This window comes from Mycolicibacterium sphagni, from assembly GCF_002250655.1.
In the GTDB taxonomy this organism is placed as follows: Bacteria; Actinomycetota; Actinomycetes; order Mycobacteriales; family Mycobacteriaceae; genus Mycobacterium; species Mycobacterium sphagni.
Window position 1 is genome coordinate 1 of record NZ_NOZR01000047.1, and the last position, 18665, is coordinate 18665.

The 18665-nt window shown below is 67.9% G+C and carries 17 protein-coding genes; 11 read left to right on the top strand and 6 right to left on the bottom strand.

The genetic code is table 11. The features are described 5' to 3' along the window. The 3 genes from CG716_RS28915 to CG716_RS28925 all read left to right on the top strand — a co-directional run. Window positions 1-403: LppP/LprE family lipoprotein (locus tag CG716_RS28915; RefSeq protein WP_207760817.1), on the top strand; the 403-nt coding region annotated here is incomplete at its 5' end. Between the two features lie 30 nt (window positions 404-433). Next, window positions 434-3835, top strand: coding sequence for a TM0106 family RecB-like putative nuclease (locus CG716_RS28920; RefSeq protein ID WP_094484586.1), 3402 nt, complete (start codon window positions 434-436; stop codon window positions 3833-3835). Then, entirely contained in the window at window positions 3832-5184 is a 1353-nt protein-coding gene (locus CG716_RS28925) for an FAD-binding oxidoreductase (protein WP_094484587.1), read from the top strand. Before CG716_RS28920 ends, CG716_RS28925 begins: the two co-directional genes overlap by 4 nt. A gap of 4 nt (window positions 5185-5188) precedes the next feature. On the opposite strand, the gene CG716_RS28930 is transcribed toward CG716_RS28925, so the two are convergent. Then, window positions 5189-6007 carry a thioesterase family protein gene (locus CG716_RS28930; protein WP_094484588.1) on the bottom strand — a complete coding sequence of 273 codons (819 nt, stop codon included), beginning with the start codon at window positions 6005-6007 and terminating at the stop codon, window positions 5189-5191. Next, window positions 6004-6858 carry an SMP-30/gluconolactonase/LRE family protein gene (locus CG716_RS28935; protein ID WP_094484589.1) on the bottom strand — a complete coding sequence of 285 codons (855 nt, stop codon included), beginning with the start codon at window positions 6856-6858 and terminating at the stop codon, window positions 6004-6006. Before CG716_RS28935 ends, CG716_RS28930 begins: the two co-directional genes overlap by 4 nt. Before the next feature lie 104 nt (window positions 6859-6962). On the opposite strand from CG716_RS28935, the gene CG716_RS28940 reads away from it, so the two are divergent. The 6 genes from CG716_RS28940 (at window position 6963) to CG716_RS28965 (ending at window position 12466) form a co-directional block, all read left to right on the top strand. Continuing rightward, the gene (locus CG716_RS28940; RefSeq protein WP_094484590.1) at window positions 6963-7934 is read left to right on the top strand and encodes a zinc-binding dehydrogenase; all 972 of its coding nucleotides are present in this window, start codon (window positions 6963-6965) and stop codon (window positions 7932-7934) included. Beyond that, a complete protein-coding gene (locus CG716_RS28945; protein ID WP_094484591.1) occupies window positions 7931-8686 on the top strand; it encodes an HpcH/HpaI aldolase family protein in 756 nt (251 codons plus the stop codon). The genes CG716_RS28940 and CG716_RS28945 overlap by 4 nt, the downstream gene beginning before the upstream one ends. Continuing rightward, window positions 8683-9414 (top strand): SDR family NAD(P)-dependent oxidoreductase, encoded by a 732-nt coding sequence (locus CG716_RS28950; protein ID WP_094484592.1) that lies wholly within the window; start codon window positions 8683-8685, stop codon window positions 9412-9414. Before CG716_RS28945 ends, CG716_RS28950 begins: the two co-directional genes overlap by 4 nt. Next, window positions 9396-10877 (top strand): flavin-containing monooxygenase, encoded by a 1482-nt coding sequence (locus CG716_RS28955; protein ID WP_094484593.1) that lies wholly within the window; start codon window positions 9396-9398, stop codon window positions 10875-10877. The genes CG716_RS28950 and CG716_RS28955 overlap by 19 nt, the downstream gene beginning before the upstream one ends. Window positions 10878-10882: 5 nt before the next feature. Continuing rightward, the gene (locus CG716_RS28960) at window positions 10883-11824 is read left to right on the top strand and encodes an alpha/beta hydrolase fold domain-containing protein (protein WP_094484594.1); all 942 of its coding nucleotides are present in this window, start codon (window positions 10883-10885) and stop codon (window positions 11822-11824) included. A gap of 63 nt (window positions 11825-11887) precedes the next feature. Continuing rightward, complete coding sequence (locus CG716_RS28965; protein WP_133067043.1) at window positions 11888-12466, top strand: hypothetical protein; 579 nt, start codon at window positions 11888-11890, stop codon at window positions 12464-12466. A 31-nt stretch (window positions 12467-12497) separates the two neighbouring features. On the opposite strand, the gene CG716_RS28970 is transcribed toward CG716_RS28965, so the two are convergent. The 4 genes from CG716_RS28970 to CG716_RS28985 all read right to left on the bottom strand — a co-directional run bounded on the left by CG716_RS28970 (window position 12498) and on the right by CG716_RS28985 (window position 17325). Next, complete coding sequence (locus CG716_RS28970) at window positions 12498-13328, bottom strand: SDR family oxidoreductase (RefSeq protein ID WP_410430788.1); 831 nt, start codon at window positions 13326-13328, stop codon at window positions 12498-12500. 88 nt (window positions 13329-13416) lie between these two features. Further along, window positions 13417-13929 (bottom strand): DUF4232 domain-containing protein, encoded by a 513-nt coding sequence (locus tag CG716_RS28975; RefSeq protein WP_094484597.1) that lies wholly within the window; start codon window positions 13927-13929, stop codon window positions 13417-13419. An 84-nt stretch (window positions 13930-14013) separates the two neighbouring features. Continuing rightward, complete coding sequence (locus CG716_RS28980) at window positions 14014-15828, bottom strand: MFS transporter (RefSeq protein ID WP_234818089.1); 1815 nt, start codon at window positions 15826-15828, stop codon at window positions 14014-14016. Between the two features lie 246 nt (window positions 15829-16074). Further along, window positions 16075-17325 carry a multidrug effflux MFS transporter gene (locus CG716_RS28985; RefSeq protein ID WP_094484601.1) on the bottom strand — a complete coding sequence of 417 codons (1251 nt, stop codon included), beginning with the start codon at window positions 17323-17325 and terminating at the stop codon, window positions 16075-16077. A gap of 136 nt (window positions 17326-17461) precedes the next feature. Here CG716_RS28985 and CG716_RS28990 point away from each other — a divergent pair, with 136 nt between their 5' ends. Both CG716_RS28990 and CG716_RS28995 read left to right on the top strand, forming a co-directional pair. Further along, a complete protein-coding gene (locus CG716_RS28990) occupies window positions 17462-18220 on the top strand; it encodes a hypothetical protein (protein WP_094484598.1) in 759 nt (252 codons plus the stop codon). Window positions 18221-18401: 181 nt separating this feature from the next. Then, the coding region (locus CG716_RS28995; protein ID WP_133067044.1) for a 2-oxoglutarate dehydrogenase E1 subunit family protein at window positions 18402-18665 on the top strand (264 nt) is incomplete at its 3' end.

Sequence of the window (18665 nt, forward strand, 5' to 3'; positions counted from 1 at the left end):
ACCCCCACCGACGACCACGCCGCCGCCCCCGGATCCGTGCACGCTGAATCTCGCCGCACCGGCAATCGCGCAAGCTGTTTCCGATCTGCCGAAGGACCCCCGCAGCGGGCAGGCCTGGAATCCCGAACCGGTGGCGGGCAACTACAACGAGTGCGCGCAGCTGTCGGCGGTGATCATCAAGGCCAACACCAACGCCGCGAATCCCAATACCCGCGCGGTGATGTTCCACCTGGGCAAGTACATTCCGACCGGCGTGCCCGACACCTACGGCTTCAACGGGGTCGACACCACGCAGAGCACCGGCGACACCGTCGCCCTGGCCTACCTCAACGGACTCGGCATGCAGAGCGTCGTGAAGTTCCGCTGGAACGGCAATGGCGTCGAGCTGATCGGCAACGGCTGACCCGTCGGCACCCGCGCCTACAGTAGGGCTGTGTTCGTCGCCGACGACCGGGTCATCTACAGCGCTTCCGATCTCGCCGCGGCTGCACGCTGCGAGTTTGCGCTGTTGCGTGCCTTCGACGCCAAGCTCGGCCGAGGCCCTGCCGTCTCGGTCGCAGACGAGCTGCTGGCCCGCACGGCCGACCTGGGCGGCCAGCATGAGCAGCGCCACCTCGACGAGCTGCGCTCGGCCGCCGACGTCGTCACCATCGGCAGGCCGGCCTATTCCGTGGCCGGGCTCAGCGCCGCCGCCGAGGCCACGCTGCGCGCCGTGCAGCAGCGCGCACCCGTCATCTATCAGGCCGCGATGTTCGACGGCCGCTTTGTCGGTTTCGCGGACTTCCTGCTGCTCGACGAGGACCGTTATCGGCTGCGCGACACCAAGTTGGCCCGCTCGGTGAAAGTGGAGGCGCTGCTGCAGCTGGCCGCCTACGCCGAGACGCTGACCGCCGCAGGTATTGCCGTCCACGACGAGGTGGAGCTGGTGCTGGGCAACGGCACCACCACGGCCTACCGGGTGGACGAGCTGCTGCCGGTCTACCGCTCGCGCCGCATCGAACTGCAAGGGCTGTTGGACCGGCACCTCGCCAGCGATGTCGCGGTCAGCTGGGAGGACGACTCCGTGCGCGCATGCATGCGCTGCCCGGAATGCGAAGCGCAGGTCCGCGAGCGCGACGACCTGCTGCTGGTGGCCGGGATGCGGGTCAGCCAGCGGGCCCGGCTGATCGACGCCGGCATCACGACGGTGGCCGACCTGGCCGTCCACGACGGTCCCGTCGCTGATATGCCGGCCCGCGCGGTCGCCGCGCTGAGGGGGCAAGCCCGGCTGCAGATCGCCCCGCGGCTCGACGGTAAGCCGCCCTTCGAGGTGGTCGACCCGCAGCCGCTGATGCTGTTGCCGGACCACGACAAAGGGGACTTATTCTTCGATTTCGAGGGCGACCCGCTGTGGACGGCCGACGGCACCGACTGGGGTTTGGAGTACATGTTCGGCGTCCTCGGTGCCGGTGGGGAGTTCCGCCCGCTATGGGCTCACGACCGCCGCCAGGAACGTAAGGCGCTCAAGGGTTTTCTGGACATGGTCCGCAAGCGCCGCAAGCGGTATCCGAAGATGCACATCTACCACTACGCGGCCTACGAGAAGACCGCGCTGCTGCGGCTTGCCGGCCGCTACGGTGAGGGCGAGGACGAAGTCGACGACCTGTTGCGCAACGGTGTGCTTGTCGACCTGTATCCCTTTGTACGCAAGAGCATTCGGGTCGGAACCGAGAACTACAGTCTCAAATCGCTCGAGCCGCTCTACATGGGTGACGAACTGCGTACCGGAGACGTCACCACCGCGACCGACTCGATCACCATGTACGCCCGCTACTGCGAACTGCTGTCCGCCGGCAATGACGACGACGCCGCCAGCGTGCTCAAGGAGATCGAGGACTACAACCACTACGACTGCCGATCCACTCGTAAACTGCGGGACTGGTTGCTGCACCGCGCCTTTGAAGCCGGCGTGCCGCCGCTGGGGCCGCAGCCGGTCCGCGACGGCGCGCAGCTCGACGTCGACGACGAACTGGCCCGGAGGTTGGGCGCGTTCGCCGGTGACGACGTCACCGCCCGCAGCACCGAGCAGCGCGCAGTCGCGATGATCGCCGCAGCCCGCGGGTATCACCGCCGCGAAGACAAGCCGTTCTGGTGGGGCCACTTTGACCGGCTCAACAGCCCGGTCGACGAATGGGCTGACACGTCAGGGGTTTTCCTCGCCGACCATGTGGTCGTCGACACCGAGTGGTGCATCCCGCCCCGGGCACGCAAGCAACAGCGCCGGTTGCTGCTCGCCGGTGCGATCGCCACTGGTGAGCTGGACAGCGACATGTACGCGCTCTACAACCCACCGACGCCCGCCGGTCTGTCCGACGACCCGGAGCGACGGGCATACGCATCGGTGAAGGTGCTCGGCTGCGACGACCCGGTCGCACCGACCGAGGTGCTGGTCATGGAGCGAGAACCGCGCGGAATCAACGGCGTCGGTGGAACCTTCGATGCTCTGCCGTTCGCGCTCACCCCGGGCCCGCCGTTTCCGACCAAGGCCCTGCGCGAGTCGATCGATGCCGCCGCGGCCCGCATCGCCGGCGGCCTGCCCAGCCTGCCGTCGTCGGCGGTCGTCGACATCCTGCTGCGGCGTCCGCCGCGCACGGGCGCTGCGCTGCCCCGCACCGGCGACAGCGCCGCCGACATCACCGCCGCGCTGCTGGCGCTGGAGTCGTCGTACGTGGCGGTGCACGGCCCGCCCGGTACCGGCAAGACTCACACCGCCGCGCGGGTGATCGCCGCCCTGGTCAATGAGCACCGCTGGCGTATCGGCGTGGTCGCACAGTCACATGCCGTGGTGGAGAACCTGTTCCGCGACATCGTCGGCGCCGGAGTGGAACCGGCTCTGGTGGCCAAGAAGCCCAACGGCACCGGCCCGTGGACCGATATCGACGAAAAGACATACCCCGCCTTCATCGCCGACAACGACGGCTGTGTGATCGGCGGTACCGCATGGGATTTCGCGAACCAGACACGGGTGCCCACCGGCAGCCTGGACCTCCTGGTAATCGAGGAGGCCGGCCAGTTCTGCCTGGCCAACACCATCGCCGTCGCGCAGGCGGCCACCAACCTGCTGCTGCTGGGCGACCCGCAGCAGCTACCCCAGGTCAGCCAGGGCACCCACCCTGAGCCGGTGGACGCCTCGGCGCTGGGCTGGCTGGTCGACGGGCAGCACACGCTGCCCGAAGAACTCGGCTACTTCCTGGATCGCTCGTATCGCATGCATCCGGCGGTGTGCGCGGCGGTGTCGCGGCTGTCCTATGACAACCGCCTGCATTCGGTCGAGGAACGCACAGCCGCCCGCCGCCTGTCGGGAGTGCAGCCCGGGGTTCGCGTGCTGGCCGTCGACCACGACGGCAACTCGACGGACAGCCGCGAGGAAGCTGAGGCGATCGTCGCCGAGATCACCGCAATGCTCGGGGCGGAGTGGACCGATGCGGACGGCACTCGAGAGTTGACCGCCGCCGACGTGTTGATCGTGACGCCTTACAACGCGCAGGTGGTGCTGTTGCGCCGGCTGCTCGACGGGGCCGGACTGTCCGAAGTCCAGGCCGGCACAGTGGACAAGTTCCAGGGCCGACAAGCCCCGGTGGTGTTCATCTCGCTGGTGGCCTCCTCGATCGCCGAGGTGCCACGCGGAATCTCCTTCCTGCTCAACCGCAATCGACTCAATGTCGCGGTGAGCCGGGCGAAGTACGCGGCGGTGATCGTGCGGTCGGCGATGCTGACCGATTACCTGCCGTCGACGCCGGCCGGGTTGGTCGAGTTGGGGGCTTTCCTGGCGATGTGTGGTAAACCCTCGGCATGAGTTCTTCACTGCCCGAACGACTCCAGGCCATCGTGGGCGCCGCGCACGTCGTCACCGACGCCGACGTCCTCGACGGCCGCAGCGTCGACCACACCGGGCGGTACCGCGGCAAGGCCAGCGCACTGGTTCGCCCCGGCTCGGCCGACGAGGTCGCGGCGGTGCTGCGGGAATGCCGCGACGCCGGAGTGTCGGTGACGGTGCAGGGCGGGCGGACCTCGCTGGTGGCCGGAACAGTGCCCGAGCACGACGACGTCCTGCTGTCCACCGAGCGCCTGACGGAGATCGGCGATGTCGACGTCGTGGAGCGGCGAATCCGGGTCGGGGCCGGAGTGACCGCGGCCGCCGTGCAGCGCGCCGCCGCCGAGGCGGGCCTGCTGTTCGGGGTGGACCTCGCCGCCCGCGACTCGGCCACCGTCGGCGGGATGGCGTCCACCAACGCAGGCGGCCTGCGCACCGTGCGCTACGGCAACATGGGCGAGCAGGTGATCGGCCTGGATATCGCGCTGCCCGATGGCTCGCTGGTGCACCGGCACAGCCAAGTACGCGCCGACAACACCGGTTATGACCTGGCCTCGTTGTTCGTAGGTGCGGAAGGCACACTGGGAGTCATCACGGGTGTGGACCTTCGCCTGCACCCGGTGCCTGCATACCGGGTGACGGCAGTCTGCGGATTCGGCGACCTGACGTCGTTGGTGGGCACCGGCAGGGCGTTGCGCGACACCGAATCCATTGCCGCCCTTGAACTCATCGACGGCCGCTCGGCAGCGCTGGCCGCCGAGCACCTCGACGTGGCGGTGCCGACGGCCGGTGACTGGCTGCTGCTGATCGAGCTGGCCGGCGAGACCGACCTGACTGAGCGACTGGCCGACGCATTGGAAGGCGCCGTGCTGTGCGGCGAGCCGGCGGTGGGCACGGACACAGGCGCCCAGCAACGGTTGTGGAAGGTCCGCGAATCGACGGCCGAGGTGGTCGGGTTGTTCGGCCCGCCACTGAAATTCGATGTCTCCCTTCCCTTGTCGGCAATCCCGTCGTTTGCCGCGGACTCCGCGGCTCTGGTCGCCGAGCATGCGCCGGAGGCGATCCCGGTGCTGTTCGGCCACGTCGGCGAGGGCAACCTGCACCTGAATGTACTGCGGTGCGGCACCGATCAGGAATCTCACCTCTACGCCGCGATGATGAAACTCATTGCCGCCCACGACGGTAACGTCAGCTCGGAACACGGCGTGGGCAGCCGCAAGCGGGCCTACCTGGGCATGGCCCGGTCGGACGCCGACATCGCCGCGATGCGCACCATCAAGGATGCGTTCGACCCGACGGGTTATCTCAATCCCGCGGTGCTGTTCGACTGAGGCGCTAGGCCTTGGGTGTGCGCGGGCGTACCAGTACCGACTGCTGGATGACGCCGACGGCACCGTCGTCGTCGAACAGGGTGCCGACCGTCGTTCCCACACCGTCGGGTCCGTACATCGTCTCCGCGCGGATACCGACCCAATCGCCGGCAGGCTGCCGGTGGATGTGCACTGCCAGATCGGTGTTGAGGAATGTGTACTTGGTGATGTCGATCTTGCTGCCGATGCCGTTGGCGTCGTCGGCGACCGCGAAAAGCCGCTCCAGTGCCGTCATCTCCTCGCCCTGCACCAGGTCGACCAGCGGGCGTATCCACGACTCCCCCGGCCCCGGTGCCAGCGGCTTGGTCAGCCACAGCCACTCCAGGCTGTGCACGTAGTTGGGGTCGAAGTTGTCGGCCAGGTTGCGGTTGATTCCGTCCACCCGCGGGCGCATCGGCGGGACCGGCGCGGAGAGCAACGCGGCGGTGTCCAAGGTGTGCATCCGCCAGCCGCTGGCCCGCGCGACCGGACGCGGCTGACCGTCGGGTCCCTGGCCAAGCATCGTCGCCGAGACCAGTTCGATCTGCTTGCCGCCCCGCTCCAGCGTCGCGGTCACCCACAGATCACCCTCGGCCGGCACCGGGCCCAGCAGGTCGACGACCACCCTGCTCAACCGGGTGTCGTCGCGCCGCTCGCAACGCTCGAGAGCACGCACCAGCAGTGCCGACACCGGACCGGCGTGCTGGATGTGCGACGACCACGTGCTGCGAACCATGTCGGTGGCCCGGAACTTCTCCCCGCGCGAATCGTCCGAGTCGACGAGTTCGTAGTAGCTGTCGGTCATGCTCGCCTTTCGGTTGACGGAAAGCCTGCGCCGGGGATGTCGACCCTGACGGTTTCGATGCACGACCCGCTGGTGCCGATCAGTCGCTGCGGATAGGCATCGGGTGTCGTCACCAGGAACAGGGTGCGCCGGTCCGGGCCGCCGAGCATGCACGCGATGGCGGCGCGGTCGCCGATGTCGATGCGGTCGGTGACCTCGCCGCCGGCCACGACCCGCTCGAATTGGTGGGCCAGCGTCATCGAAGTCCAGACCCCGCCCGCTTCGTCGAGCGCGATGCCGTCCGGCGGGCCGTCGAGCCCGTCGGCGAAGACCCGGCGCCCGGACAACCCGCCGTCGGCGTCGATGTCGTAGGCGGTAAGCCGCCGACCGATCGACTCGGCGACGATCAGCGTGTCACCGCCGGGCGTGATGACCATGCCGTTGGGGAAGTCGAGACCGTCGGCCACCACGGTGACCGAGTCGTCGGGATCGAGCCGAGCGATGATGCCGACCTCGCGGGCTTGCGAACCGATGTAGGCGCGGCCGCCGACGTCGACCACCATGTCACCGAGATTGGCCGGCGCGATTCCGGACAGGTCAGCGATCTCGGTGACTGCATCTCCGTCGTAGCCCAACACCACCCGGCGTTCGGTGGATACGATCAGCAGCGTGCCATCGGGACGGAAGCCCAGGCCCGCAGGCGCGTGGCCGGGCAGGTCCAGCGTGGTCACCGATCCGTCCAGCGTGACGGTGTGCACCGCCTCGCCGAGCATGTCGGACACCCAGAGCAGGCCTTCGAACCAGCGCGGTCCTTCGCCAAAGCAGAAGCCGTCGGCCAGTGAGGTGCGTGCCGGGGAACCGATTACCGTCATAAACGCGACTTTACGCATAGCTCCACCTTTACAAAAGCTCGCATAAGTGTCACGCTCCGTGGGTGGCACTGTCAACGACCCACACGTCATCGGAGGCCTAGCCAGTGTGGTGTTATCGGCTCGTTGCGCCGTACACATTCGAGCGGGTCACAGTGCCCGAGCCCGCGCCCAACGGCCTGCGCGACGGGCAGGTGCTGCTGAAGTTCCTCGCCGCGGGCATCTGCGGCAGCGACATCCCCGGCTTCAAGGGTGTGCAGGGCCGGCTGCCCGGAGACACCGGAGCACTGGCCGCCGAGATGGCCGGCTTCCCAATCCATGAAATCGTCGGCGAGGTCCTGGCCAGCGCGCACCCCGACCATCGGCTGGGTGACCGGGTCGTCGGCTGGGCATCCGGTTTCAACGGCCTGATGGAGTTCGTGGTCTCCGACGGCGGCGGCCTGGCCCCCTACGACCCCGCACTCAGCCCCGCACACGCGGTGGGCCTGCAGCCGCTGGCGTGCATTCTGTATGCGGTCGAACAACTTCCACCGCTGACCGGCAAGAGGGTCGCCGTGATCGGTCAGGGCTCGATCGGATTACTGTTTTCGTATGTGGCCAAAGCCGCTGGCGCCCAGCATGTCACCGGAGTCGACCCCATCTACCGCGACGACATCGGCGCGAAGTTCGGGGTCGACACCGTGGTGCGGTCCACCAGTGATCGCTGGGTGGCTCATCTGTCACCGCACGACAAGCCCGATGTCGTCATTGAAGCAGTCGGCCATCAGGTGGCCACGCTCAACAACGCGGTCGAGGCGACCGGGTTTGGCGGCACGGTGTTCTATTTCGGTGTGCCCGATGACGACAGCTACCCGATCAGCATGCGAACGATGCTGCGCAACAATCTCACCCTGAAATCCGGTGTGACACTGGAACGCCGACGGGTGCTCGACGCGGCCGATGCGTTCGCCCGTGAACATCCCGATCTGCTGGGCATGTATGTCACCCACACCTTCGGTGTCGACGAGACACAAGACGCCTTCGAGTTCGCCTGCCGCCCGACACCGGGTCGGGTCAAAATCGCGATCGTGGCCTCATGACCGCCAGCAGGCTGCAGCAGGCGCTCGCCGACAAGGCGCATGTCTGGGGAGGCTGGATCACCGGCCCGACGTTCGCCGGCCCCGACGAATTCGCACGGGCCGGTTACGACTACGTCGGATTCGACATCCAGCACGGCTATCTCGACGACGCCGACGTGGCGCAGATCCTGCGCCGCATCGAGCACACCCCGATCGCGACCGCGGTCCGGGTGCCGTCGGCCGCACCCGCGCCGATCGGACGGGTGCTCGACGCCGGCGCCGACGCCATCATCGTCGCAATGGTGGACCACCCCGAGCAGGCCGCCGAAGCGGTGGCCGCGACGCGCTACGCACCCGAAGGGATTCGGAGTTTCGGCCCGCTGCGCGCCAGCCTCGGCGCCGACCCTGCCGCACTGGCGGCGCGGGTCAGCGTCTTCGCGATGATCGAGACCGGGGCCGGGCTCGATGCGGTTGCCGACATCTGCGCGGTGCCGGGCTTGGCCGGCGTCTACGTCGGCCCGGCGGATCTGGCGATTTCCCTTGGCGCCCCGGTGATCAAGGCGACCAGCAACGGACGAGTTCGCGAGGCCGTCGTTCGGGTACAACAGGCGGCCGCGTCGGCCGGCATTGTGGCGGGTATCCATGCCGGTGACGGCATGACAGGAAAGGATTTGGCCGCGTTGGGCTTTCAGTTGATCACCCTCGCCCCCGAGTCGGGCGCTCTGCGCCGCGGCGCGATCGCTCACCTCGCCGAAGCGCAGGGCCGCGAATGAGCGCGACGAAGGTCGCACTGATCACCGGGGCGGCCCGGGGTCAGGGCGCGGCAATCGTCACGCGGTTGCGTGCCGACGGCTTCCAGGTGGCCGCTGCCGATCTGCGCATCGACGAGCTGCGCGCCCAGGTCAGTGCGCTCGCCGATCCGGGTGTGCTGGCTGTCGAGCTGGACGTCACCTCCGAGCCGCTGTGGTCAGTCGCGGTAGCCCAGGTGGTCGAGCGGTTCGGTGGGCTCAGCGTGCTGGTCAACAACGCCGGCGTGCTACATCGGGCCCCCTTGTCCGAGGAGACCGCTGAGGGTTTCGAAAGCAGTTGGCGGTTCAACACTTTGGGACCGTTCCTGGGCATCAGGGCGGTATTGGGTGAATTGCGCCGCGCCGAGGGGGCGGCGATCGTCAACACCTGCAGTACCGGGGCGATCCGGCCGTTCCCGTTCCATGCGGCGTACGGCTCGTCGAAATGGGCGCTGCGCGGCCTGACCCAGATCGCCGCGGCTGAACTGGCCGGCGAGGGAATCCGGGTCAATGCCGTCTTCCCCGGGCCGATCGACACGCCGATGCTCGACGACACCGCCAGGCAGCGGCTGATCGAGCGGTCCTACAGCGGACGACTCGGCCAGCCGATGGAAATCGCGGACGCGATCGCGTTCCTGGTGTCCGAACACGCGGCGTTCATCACCGGAGCCGAGCTCGTCATCGACGGTGGGCAATGCCTGCGGATCGGGTGAAGCCACTCTCGGTCGGCATCATCGGGGCCGGACCGGGCGGGCTCGCACTGGGTATCTTCCTGGCCAAGGCCAGATTTGCGGACTTCACGATCTTCGACCGTGAAGACGGCGTGGGCGGGACCTGGCGGATCAACACCTATCCGGGTCTGGCCTGCGATGTGAAGTCCCACCTGTACTCCTATTCGTTCGACCTGAACTCCGATTGGAGCCGGATGTGGCCCGGCCAGCCGGAGCTGCTGGAGTACTTCGAACGCTCCACCGACCGCCACGGCCTGCGCCCACACCTGTGCCTGAACACCGAAATCACCACGGCACAGTGGCATTCCGGCACCAACAGTTGGACCCTGACCGACTCGACCGGGCAGCGTCACACCTTTGACACCGTGGTCTCCGCGGTCGGCATGTTCACCAAGCCGCTGCTGCCCGATCTGAACGAGCAGGAGCCGTTCACCGGCACGCTGATGCACACCGCGAAGTGGGACCACTCCGTGGACCTCACCGGCAGCCGGGTCGCCGTGCTGGGCACCGGATCGACGGCATCGCAGCTGCTGCCGGAGGTCGCCAAGGTAGCCGACAAGGTGTACTCGGTGCAGCGCTCACCCACGTGGATCCTGCCCAAGCCGGATCGGCCCTACAGCGAACGCGAGCGCTGGGTGTTCAAGCGAATTCCGTTCGCCAAGAAGTTCTACCGGACGCGCCTATGGTTGCGCAGCGAACGCAATATCTCGGTGATCGAGAATGGCAGCGACAAAACTCAAGAGTTCAAAGGCATCTCGCTCGAGTTCCTGGAATCCACGGTGGCCGACCCAGATCTGCGGGCCAAACTGACCCCGGATCACCCGCTGGGCTGTAAGCGCCTGGTGTTCGCCTCCGACTACCTGTCGACGTTGACCCAGCCACACGTCGAGGTGGTGTCCAGCCCGGCGCGCGCACTGCGGTCGCGCTCCCTGGTCACCGAGGACGGCTCCGAACTGGACGTGGACGTGGTGCTCTGTGCCACCGGCTACGCCGCCACGGACTATCTGGGCCAGATCGAAGTCGTCGGCGAGGGCGGGCAGTCGCTGCATGACATCTGGCGCGACGGCGCCTTCGCGTACATGGGCATGACGGTTCCCGGCTTTCCGAATTTCTTCATGCTGTACGGCCCCAACACCAACGTCGGCTCCAACAGCGTGATCTTCGTCCTCGAGGCTCAGGCGCACTACATCGTGCGTGCGCTGAAGCACCTGCGCTGCAGCGGCAAGCGCTACGTCGCCGTGCGCCCCGCGGCGATGGCCGCCTTCCTGGCCGATGTCGACCGGTGGATGGAAGGCACCGTCTGGACAACACGGTGCAGCAACTACTTCCGCGCTCCCAACGGCCGCGTGGTGACGCAATGGCCACGCAGCGCACGAGCGTTCTGGGCGATGACGCGACGGTTCCGGCCACGCGACTACACGTTCGCCGCACCTCCGGACGGATAGGCCTCATGCAACCCGATCCCGAGATCCTGCGGCGGCTAGACCCCGCGCTGCACGCATTCGCCACGGCGCGCAGCGACCTGTCGCTGGGTGGACTTGCCGCCGTTCGGGATTCGCTCAACCAGCGCCGCCGCGAGGCCGTCGGCCAGATCGACGCCACCGGTATCGAGGTCACTGACACGATAGTTCCGCGTGGCGGCGCGGCGTCGGTCCCGGTCCGCATCTACCGGGGCGCGCCGTCGCCGTCGCCAGCGGTGATCTATTGCCATGCAGGCGCATTCGTACTGGGAAATCTGGACACCGATCACCGTCAATGCATCGAGCTGGCCCGGCAGGGCGCCTGCACGGTGATATCCGTCGACTACCGGCTGGCCCCCGAGCACCCCTACCCTGCGGCCCTCGACGACGCCGCCGCAGCTCTGGCATGGGCCTGGACGACGGCGGCAGAGCTGGGGCTCGACCGCCACCGGCTGGCGCTGGCCGGCAACAGCGCAGGAGGGGCACTGGCGGCGGGACTGGCCCAGCGGTCGGCGGCCGAGACGGCGCCGCCGGTCAGCGGCGTGCTCTTGCACCAACCGGTGCTTGACGACCGCCCCACCGCGTCGAAGACGGAGTTCGTCTCGACACCGGGCTTCGACGGAGTCGCCGCGGAGTTGATGTGGCGGCATTACCTCGGCGAGACCACCCCGACGACTGCAGCGGCGCCCGGACGCAGCCACCAAATGATCGGTGCCGCAAGCACCTTCATCACCTGCTCGGAACTGGACCCGCTGCGTGACGAAGCGCTGGACTACGCCAGGCAGTTGATGCGGACCGGTATTCGAACCGATCTGCACGTCCTGGGCGGCACCTGCCACGGATTCGACTCGTTGCGCCCCGACTGGGAGCTGAGCCAGGCCGTATGGACGATGCAGGCTCAGGCACTCCGGCGCTTTTTCGGCCGGCCCTGAACTTTACACATTGACATGAAAGTGTCACGCTATGTGGCGTGCATGCACCGCGATGGAGGCACCATGAAAGCTGACATGTTCGACATTGACGAACGCAACCGGCGGCGCGAGGTCGCCAGGTCGGGTCAGCACACGCCCAGGCCGACCCGCTACCAGCTCGACGTCATCGGCGCCCACGTCGCCGACGTCGTGGACTCGGCAGGTGGCTGGCTGTTCGATCGAGTGATGGCCGGGTGGGACGTGCGGGTCGCGGTCACCGATCGTGGCGACCTCGCCGCGTTGCAGATCCTCGGTGTGTACACGGTGAGCATGGCCGAGCTGTTCGGCGGAACCGGGCACGCACCGACGGCGCTGGCCGTCGCCGGTGCGGTGTGCAGCTCCGACAATCGGGTGCGCGATGCGCTGGCCGCGTCGGTGCGCACCTCGCGAACCGAGGTCACTGTGTGGGGCGACGTGTGGGTGCCCAGCGCGGGTCGGCCCGGTGACGAGGTCCGCCACGAATTGAGCACAGCCGCAAGGGCGTTCAAGGCCCAGGCGTCGTTCGCCGCCGGCTTGGAGCCGGCGGTCGCAGCCCATGAGGTGTTCCGCAGCTACGGGCAGACCGTCACGACCGATTACCCGGACCTGCTGCCGGTAGGCTGACGCTCCCCCGCGCCGCACCGAGCGCCACACGTTACTTGTCGACGAAGATGTCGATGATCGGGTTGTCGCCGCCACCGTAGCCGGACAGGTCTTCGATACCGGCCCCGCGCAGCACGTCGGAGTCGATGAGGCAGCTGCCGTTGACCTGCGAACCCGGCGAGGTCACGATTTCGACCGCCGCGTCGGCCATGATCTCCGGGCTTCGCGACGACGCCAGGGCGTCTTCGAAATCCGCCGAGTTGGCCACCGCCGAGGTCGCGATGTACGTCTCGGGCCACAGGCAGCTGAAACCGATTCCGGTGTCGGCGTATTCGGCCGCCCACCCCATCGACAGCAGCGTCATCCCATACTTCGACAGCGTGTAGGACGGGTGAGCGCCCAGCCAGTGCGGGTTGAGGTTGAGCGGCGGCGAGATCGTGACGACATGTCCGTTGGGCGATGTGCGCAGATGCGGCAGGCAGGCCTTGGTCAGCAGGAACGTGCCGCGAATGTTGATCTGCTGCATGAGGTCGAACTTCTTGGCTGACAGCGTCTCGGTGGGATCGGTGGAGATCGCGCTGGCGTTATTGATGCAGATATCGACTCCGCCGAAGGCCTGCACCGCGGCGTCCACGGCTCGGGCGACGTCCTCCTCGCTGCGCACGTCGCCGACCACGGCGATGGCCTTGCCGCCGGCCGCCTCGATCTCGGCCGCGGCGGTGTACACCGTGCCGGGCAGCTTCGGGTGCGGCTCAGCGGTCTTGGCGAGCAGCACGACGTTGGCGCCGTGCCGGGCCGCGCCGAGCGCGATGGCCAGGCCGATGCCCCGGCTACCCCCCGATACGACGAGCGTGCGATCGGTGAGCGAGTGCTTCTCGGCCATCATTCTCCTCGCTGAAAACTACATTCTCTTTTTCAGCGAGCATAGTAGTCCCAAGTGAAGAACGGTCGCGCGGGTCAGGCGGCGCCGTTCACGCGGAGGCGGCCGCGACCATGACCGGATGCACCTGCAGTTGGCAAGCGTCGATGACAGCCGGGACGCTGACCGTCCCGGTGGTGTCAGGGGCGGTGACGAGCAGATCGGTGTACGTCGGGCACGGATTACCGTCACCGTCGATGGCCAGCCCCTCGACCAGAGCCTGCGCCGGATGAGCCTGCCCCACAACGACGGTGGGCGGAACTTCCACACCGGCCGGCAGGCCCCCGAGATATCCGCGCAGCGTGCGGCCAGCGTGAATCAACGGACCACCAGCACCCGAGTCCACTCCCGGGTAGCCGGTCAGCGTGCACCGGCTGGCCCCCGGCGACAGGCTGAACATCAGCGGTATACCGCGGTGGCCGACACCCGCTTCCAAGGGCAGCGCGGTCGCCACGACCTGCCCCGTTGCGCACGGCGGTGGTTGGACGTCCGCGCGCGCGATCGGCAGCCACGCCAGGGCCGCTAAGACCCCCGCCGCGGCGGAGGCCGACTTGGTGATTGTCATCGAGTGTCCATGGCTACCGATCTCTACTGCTGGCGTCAGGCTAGCGGCAAGTCGGTGCGCTGAAACCGAGAACGAACAGGCTGGTCAGTCACCCGGCCGTGAATGCCGGCCGTAGGTCTGCGCGTCGTCGAGGTGGTGGCGTGAGGGCCGTGACTCGCTCTCGTCGGTGAGGCGATGCCGAGAGCGCGGTGCGGGTTCGGGCGGCCCGTCGCCCAACTCCTGGGCGTGCAATTCGCTGGCCACATGGAAACCGTTGTGCGCGAATCCAATCGGTTCAACCGGCGCGACGACAGGTGATGGCGGCTCCTCGACGGGACGGCGCCACTCGATCACTTCGGTCTCGTCGTCGACCTCGCGGGCCTCGCGGGGCACCGGCCGGTGGGTCGGCTCCACCACGTACTCGATGTAGTCGTCATCGTCGTATCCCTCGTCGTATCCCTCGTCATACACCGGGATCTCATCGGTGATCTCTTCGGCGGCCCCCAGATCCGAAGGCGCTGACCGGGAGTTCAGGCCGCCGAGCACGAACAGCGCGCCGACGATGCCGAAGAGTGCGACGAACGCCGGCAAGAGCATCGACTGCGACAACGCGGCGGAAAACGGCTCGTGCAAGTACGACGGAAGCCGCAGGACCGCCATCTCGCCAGGCGCCGCGCCAGACGGCGCCGCCGGCATCTCGTCGCTGATCCGGGACGACATGAACGCGGCGATCCCCGCGCTGCCGAGCACCGAACCGACCTGCCGGGTCGCGTTGTAGACCCCGGCACCCGCACCGGCCAGGTGCGGCGGCAAGTTGCGGGTAGCGGTGGTGGCCAGCGGTGCCCAAATGAACGCCATGCCGACGCCCATCGTGATCAGCGGCAGCACCAACCGCCAGATCGGCGTCGTCGGCGTCATCTCGAACGACAGCCACGTCACGGCGATCGCCACCACCGAGAAGCCGAACCCGAGGATCGGGCGGGGATGGACGCGATCCACGATGTGACCCACGAATGGCGCGAGTACACCGCTGACGATCGCCATCGGCGCGATCAGCAGCGCCGAGCGCGTCGGCGAGAGCCCACACACCACCTGGGCGTAGAACATGATCGGCAGCATCATGGCGGTGACGACGAACCCGATCACCGCGACACCTAGGTTGGACAGGCCGAAATCGCGGTCGGCAAAGACCTGCAGCGGAATCAGCGGCTCGCTGCGATTGATCGACTGCCAGTACACGAACGCGGTGAAGAACCCGATCCCGGCGACGATGACCGCCCAGATCCAGGCCTGCCAATGGTGGCTCTGCCCTTCCTGCAGGCCGAACACCACGAGGAACATGCCGACGCCGGACAGCACCACACCGACCACGTCGAACCGGTGACGGCTGGTGGGCAACGTCGGGATCAGCCATACGGCCAGCGCCAGCCCGACGACGCCGACCGGCACGTTGACGAAGAAGATCCACTCCCAACCCAACCGGCCAACGAGCACCCCGCCGGCCAGCGGACCGACCAGAGTGGCCACACCCGCGGTCGCGCCCCACATGCTCATCGCCACGCCGCGACGCTCGGGCGGGAAGATGCGGGTGATTGTCGACAGGGTCTGCGGAGTCAGCAGCGCGGCGCCGATTCCCTGCGCAACGCGGGCGGCGATCAGCATGTCGATGGAGCCGGCCAGCCCACACCACAGCGAGGACAGGGTAAAGATGGTCAGGCCGATGATGTAGAGGTTCTTCGGACCGAAGCGATCGCCGAGGCGTCCGGCCAGCAGCAGTGGCACCGCGTAGGCCAGGAGGTAGGCGCTGGTCACCCAGATGACCGTGTCGTAGCTGGTGATCTCCAGCCCGTCCATGATGCTCGGGTTGGCGACCGCGACGATCGTCGAGTCGACCAGGATCATGAAGAAGCCGACGAGCATGGCCCACAGCGCGTGCCACGGATTCGCCGGCGGGTCGGGCTCCTCGTCCCAGTCGGGGTCGAAGTCCAAGTCCAAGTCCACGTCCGGCGGCGGGCCGGCCATGTTCCTGGTCATATCCATACCTCGTTTCGGCTTCTTGCGAAGGAGTGGGCGAGCGCGGACAAGCCCTTGCCGGGCCCCGCACCGCATGCCGTCACACCGCCCGATCGAGCCTATCGGCCCGCTGGGCTGACGCCCGGCGGCGGTCTAGTGCTCTTCGGTCTCGTCGGCGCCACCGGCCGCCAGCAATGCCAGCAGCGCGATCGCCACGCCCGCGGTCATCACGATCGACAGCGCGATCTCGTCGTTGCCCATCAGACCCACCACCGGTGCGATCACCGCACCCACGCTGAACTGCGCGGCACCCAGCAGAGCGGCGGCGGTCCCGGAGGCTTCGTGGTGGCGCGAGAGCGCAACCGCGGGAGCGTTCGGGATGACGAATCCCATCATCGACAGGACGACCCACACCGGGACGAGGAAGCCGTAAATCCCACCGGTGCGCGTGACCGAAAGCACGATGAACACCGCGCCCGCCACGCACGCCAGCGCAAGCGCCCACACCAGAATGCGCTGGGGTGAGAACCGGCGCAGCAGCACCACATTGAGCTGGGTGGCGGCGACGAAGGCGATCGCGCCCGCGCTGAACACCAGCGCGAACGTCTGCTGATCGAGACCGTGCCGGACTTGCAGAACGAAGGCCGCCCCGGCGATGTAGGCGAACAGGCCCGCCATCCCGAGAGCGCCCACCAGCACGAGGGTGACGAAGCGCAGATCCTTGAGCAACGACAGATAGGTGGACACGATCGAACGCACCCGCAGCGGGCGCCGGTTGACGGGCGGAAGAGTTTCCGGGAGCGCCAGCGCCGCGACCACCAGCAGTGCGCCGGCCAACACGATCAACACCGCGAACACCCAGTGCCAGGACGCCTTCAGCAGCACCGCCGCACCCAGCGACGGCGCGACGATCGGTGCCACCCCGAGGATGAGCATCAGCCGCGACATCACGGTGGCCGCCTGGGAGTCGTCGAACAGGTCGCCGACGACGGCGACGGCGACCACCATCGCGGCCGCCGCGCCCATCCCCTGCAGTCCGCGGGCCAGGCTGAGCACCTCGATGTTCGGCGCAAACAGGCACAGCACCGAGGCCAGCATGTGCAGCACGATCCCGGCCATCAGCGGGCGTCGCCGGCCGAGCGAGTCCGACAGCGGGCCGACGATGAGCTGACCCAGCGCCAGACCGGCCAAGGTTCCGGTCAGCGTCAGCTGCGCCACCGAGGAGGACACGCCGAGCTCGGCGGCGATCCGCGGCAGTGCGGGCAGATACATATCGATGGTCAGCGGCCCGAGTGCCACCATCGCGCCCAGCACGACGATCACCCGCAGCTCGCTGGGAGCTGCCCCTTCCGCGGACTCGGCCGGCGGGTTTCGGGTGGCAGTCACAGTCCGGGATGTTGCCATGCACACCCACAGCACGCGTAGGGGGTTATTTGTTCCTCCAGCGGCCGGCGGGGCCGCGGTGACCGGGATCACCAGAGGGCACCTTTCTGAGGTGGTCGTTCGTTAGCCTGGAGGAACCACCAGGGAAGGCACACGCATGAAGGTCCGCCGACGAGGCACTGGGTCCGACGAGCAGTTGCCTGCCCGTGTCGATGACGACGGGACCGTCTCTGCCCGGGTGCTCTCCCAAGTCATCGAGCGCAGCACTCGCGTGCAGGCTCCCGCGGTCAAGGCCTACGTCGCCCGACTGCGCCGAACCAACCCGGATGCCACTCCCGCCGACATCGTCATCAAGCTTGAGAAGCGCTACCTGGCCGCGGTGATGGCCAGCGGCGCTGCCGTCGGGTCGGCGGCCGCCGTTCCCGGTATCGGCACGCTGGCAGCACTGTCGGCGGTGGCCGGCGAGACCCTGGTGTTCCTGGAGACCACCGCGGTCTTCGTACTCGCGATCGCCGAGGTCCATGGCGTTCCGCTCGAGCAGCGCGAACGCCGCCGGGCGCTGGTGCTGGCGGTTCTGGTCGGCGACGAGAGCAAGGGCGCGATCGCCGAACTGCTGGGCCCGCACCGCACCAGCGGCGCGTGGCTGACCGAAGGTGCCGAGATGCTGCCATTGCCGGCGTTGGCCCAGCTCAACACGCGCTTGATGCGGTACTTCGTCAAGCGGTACACCCTCAAGCGCTCGGCGATGGCTTTCGGCAAAATGTTGCCTGTCGGTATCGGTGCCGCGGTCGGTGGGGGAGGCAACCGAATGATGGGCAAAAAGATTGTGAACAATGCCCGCACGGCATTCGGGCCAGCGCCGTCCCGATGGCCAGTCAGCCTGCATCTGCTGCCTGCGATAGAGCCTGGACGGTAACCGTTCGTCGACCGCTGTCGACCGGTTGTCGCACTGGTCCAGAGCATGGCGCTGACGTGCTTCGGGAACGCGTGAGAAGGGTTAGCCTTTTAGGCGGCGGCCAAGTGTCAGGGCACAAAAGTGGGGGCAAACCGTCCAAGCGCGGCTTGCCCGGACGAAGGAATCGAGGCGAGTAACTGCCGTGAGCAGTACCAGTTCACCATTCGGACAGAACGAATGGCTTGTCGAGGAGATGTACCGCAAGTTCCGCGACGACCCCTCCTCGGTCGATCCCAGTTGGCACGAGTTCCTGGTCGACTACAGCCCTGAGCCGACGACCGAATCGGTCGCCACCGGCAACGGCCAGTCGACCGCCGCGCCGGTGGCACCGCCGGAGCCCGCACCCGCGCCTCCGCCGGCCAGCCCGGCCCCGGCCCCGGCCAAGACCGCCCCCGCGGGTAACGGC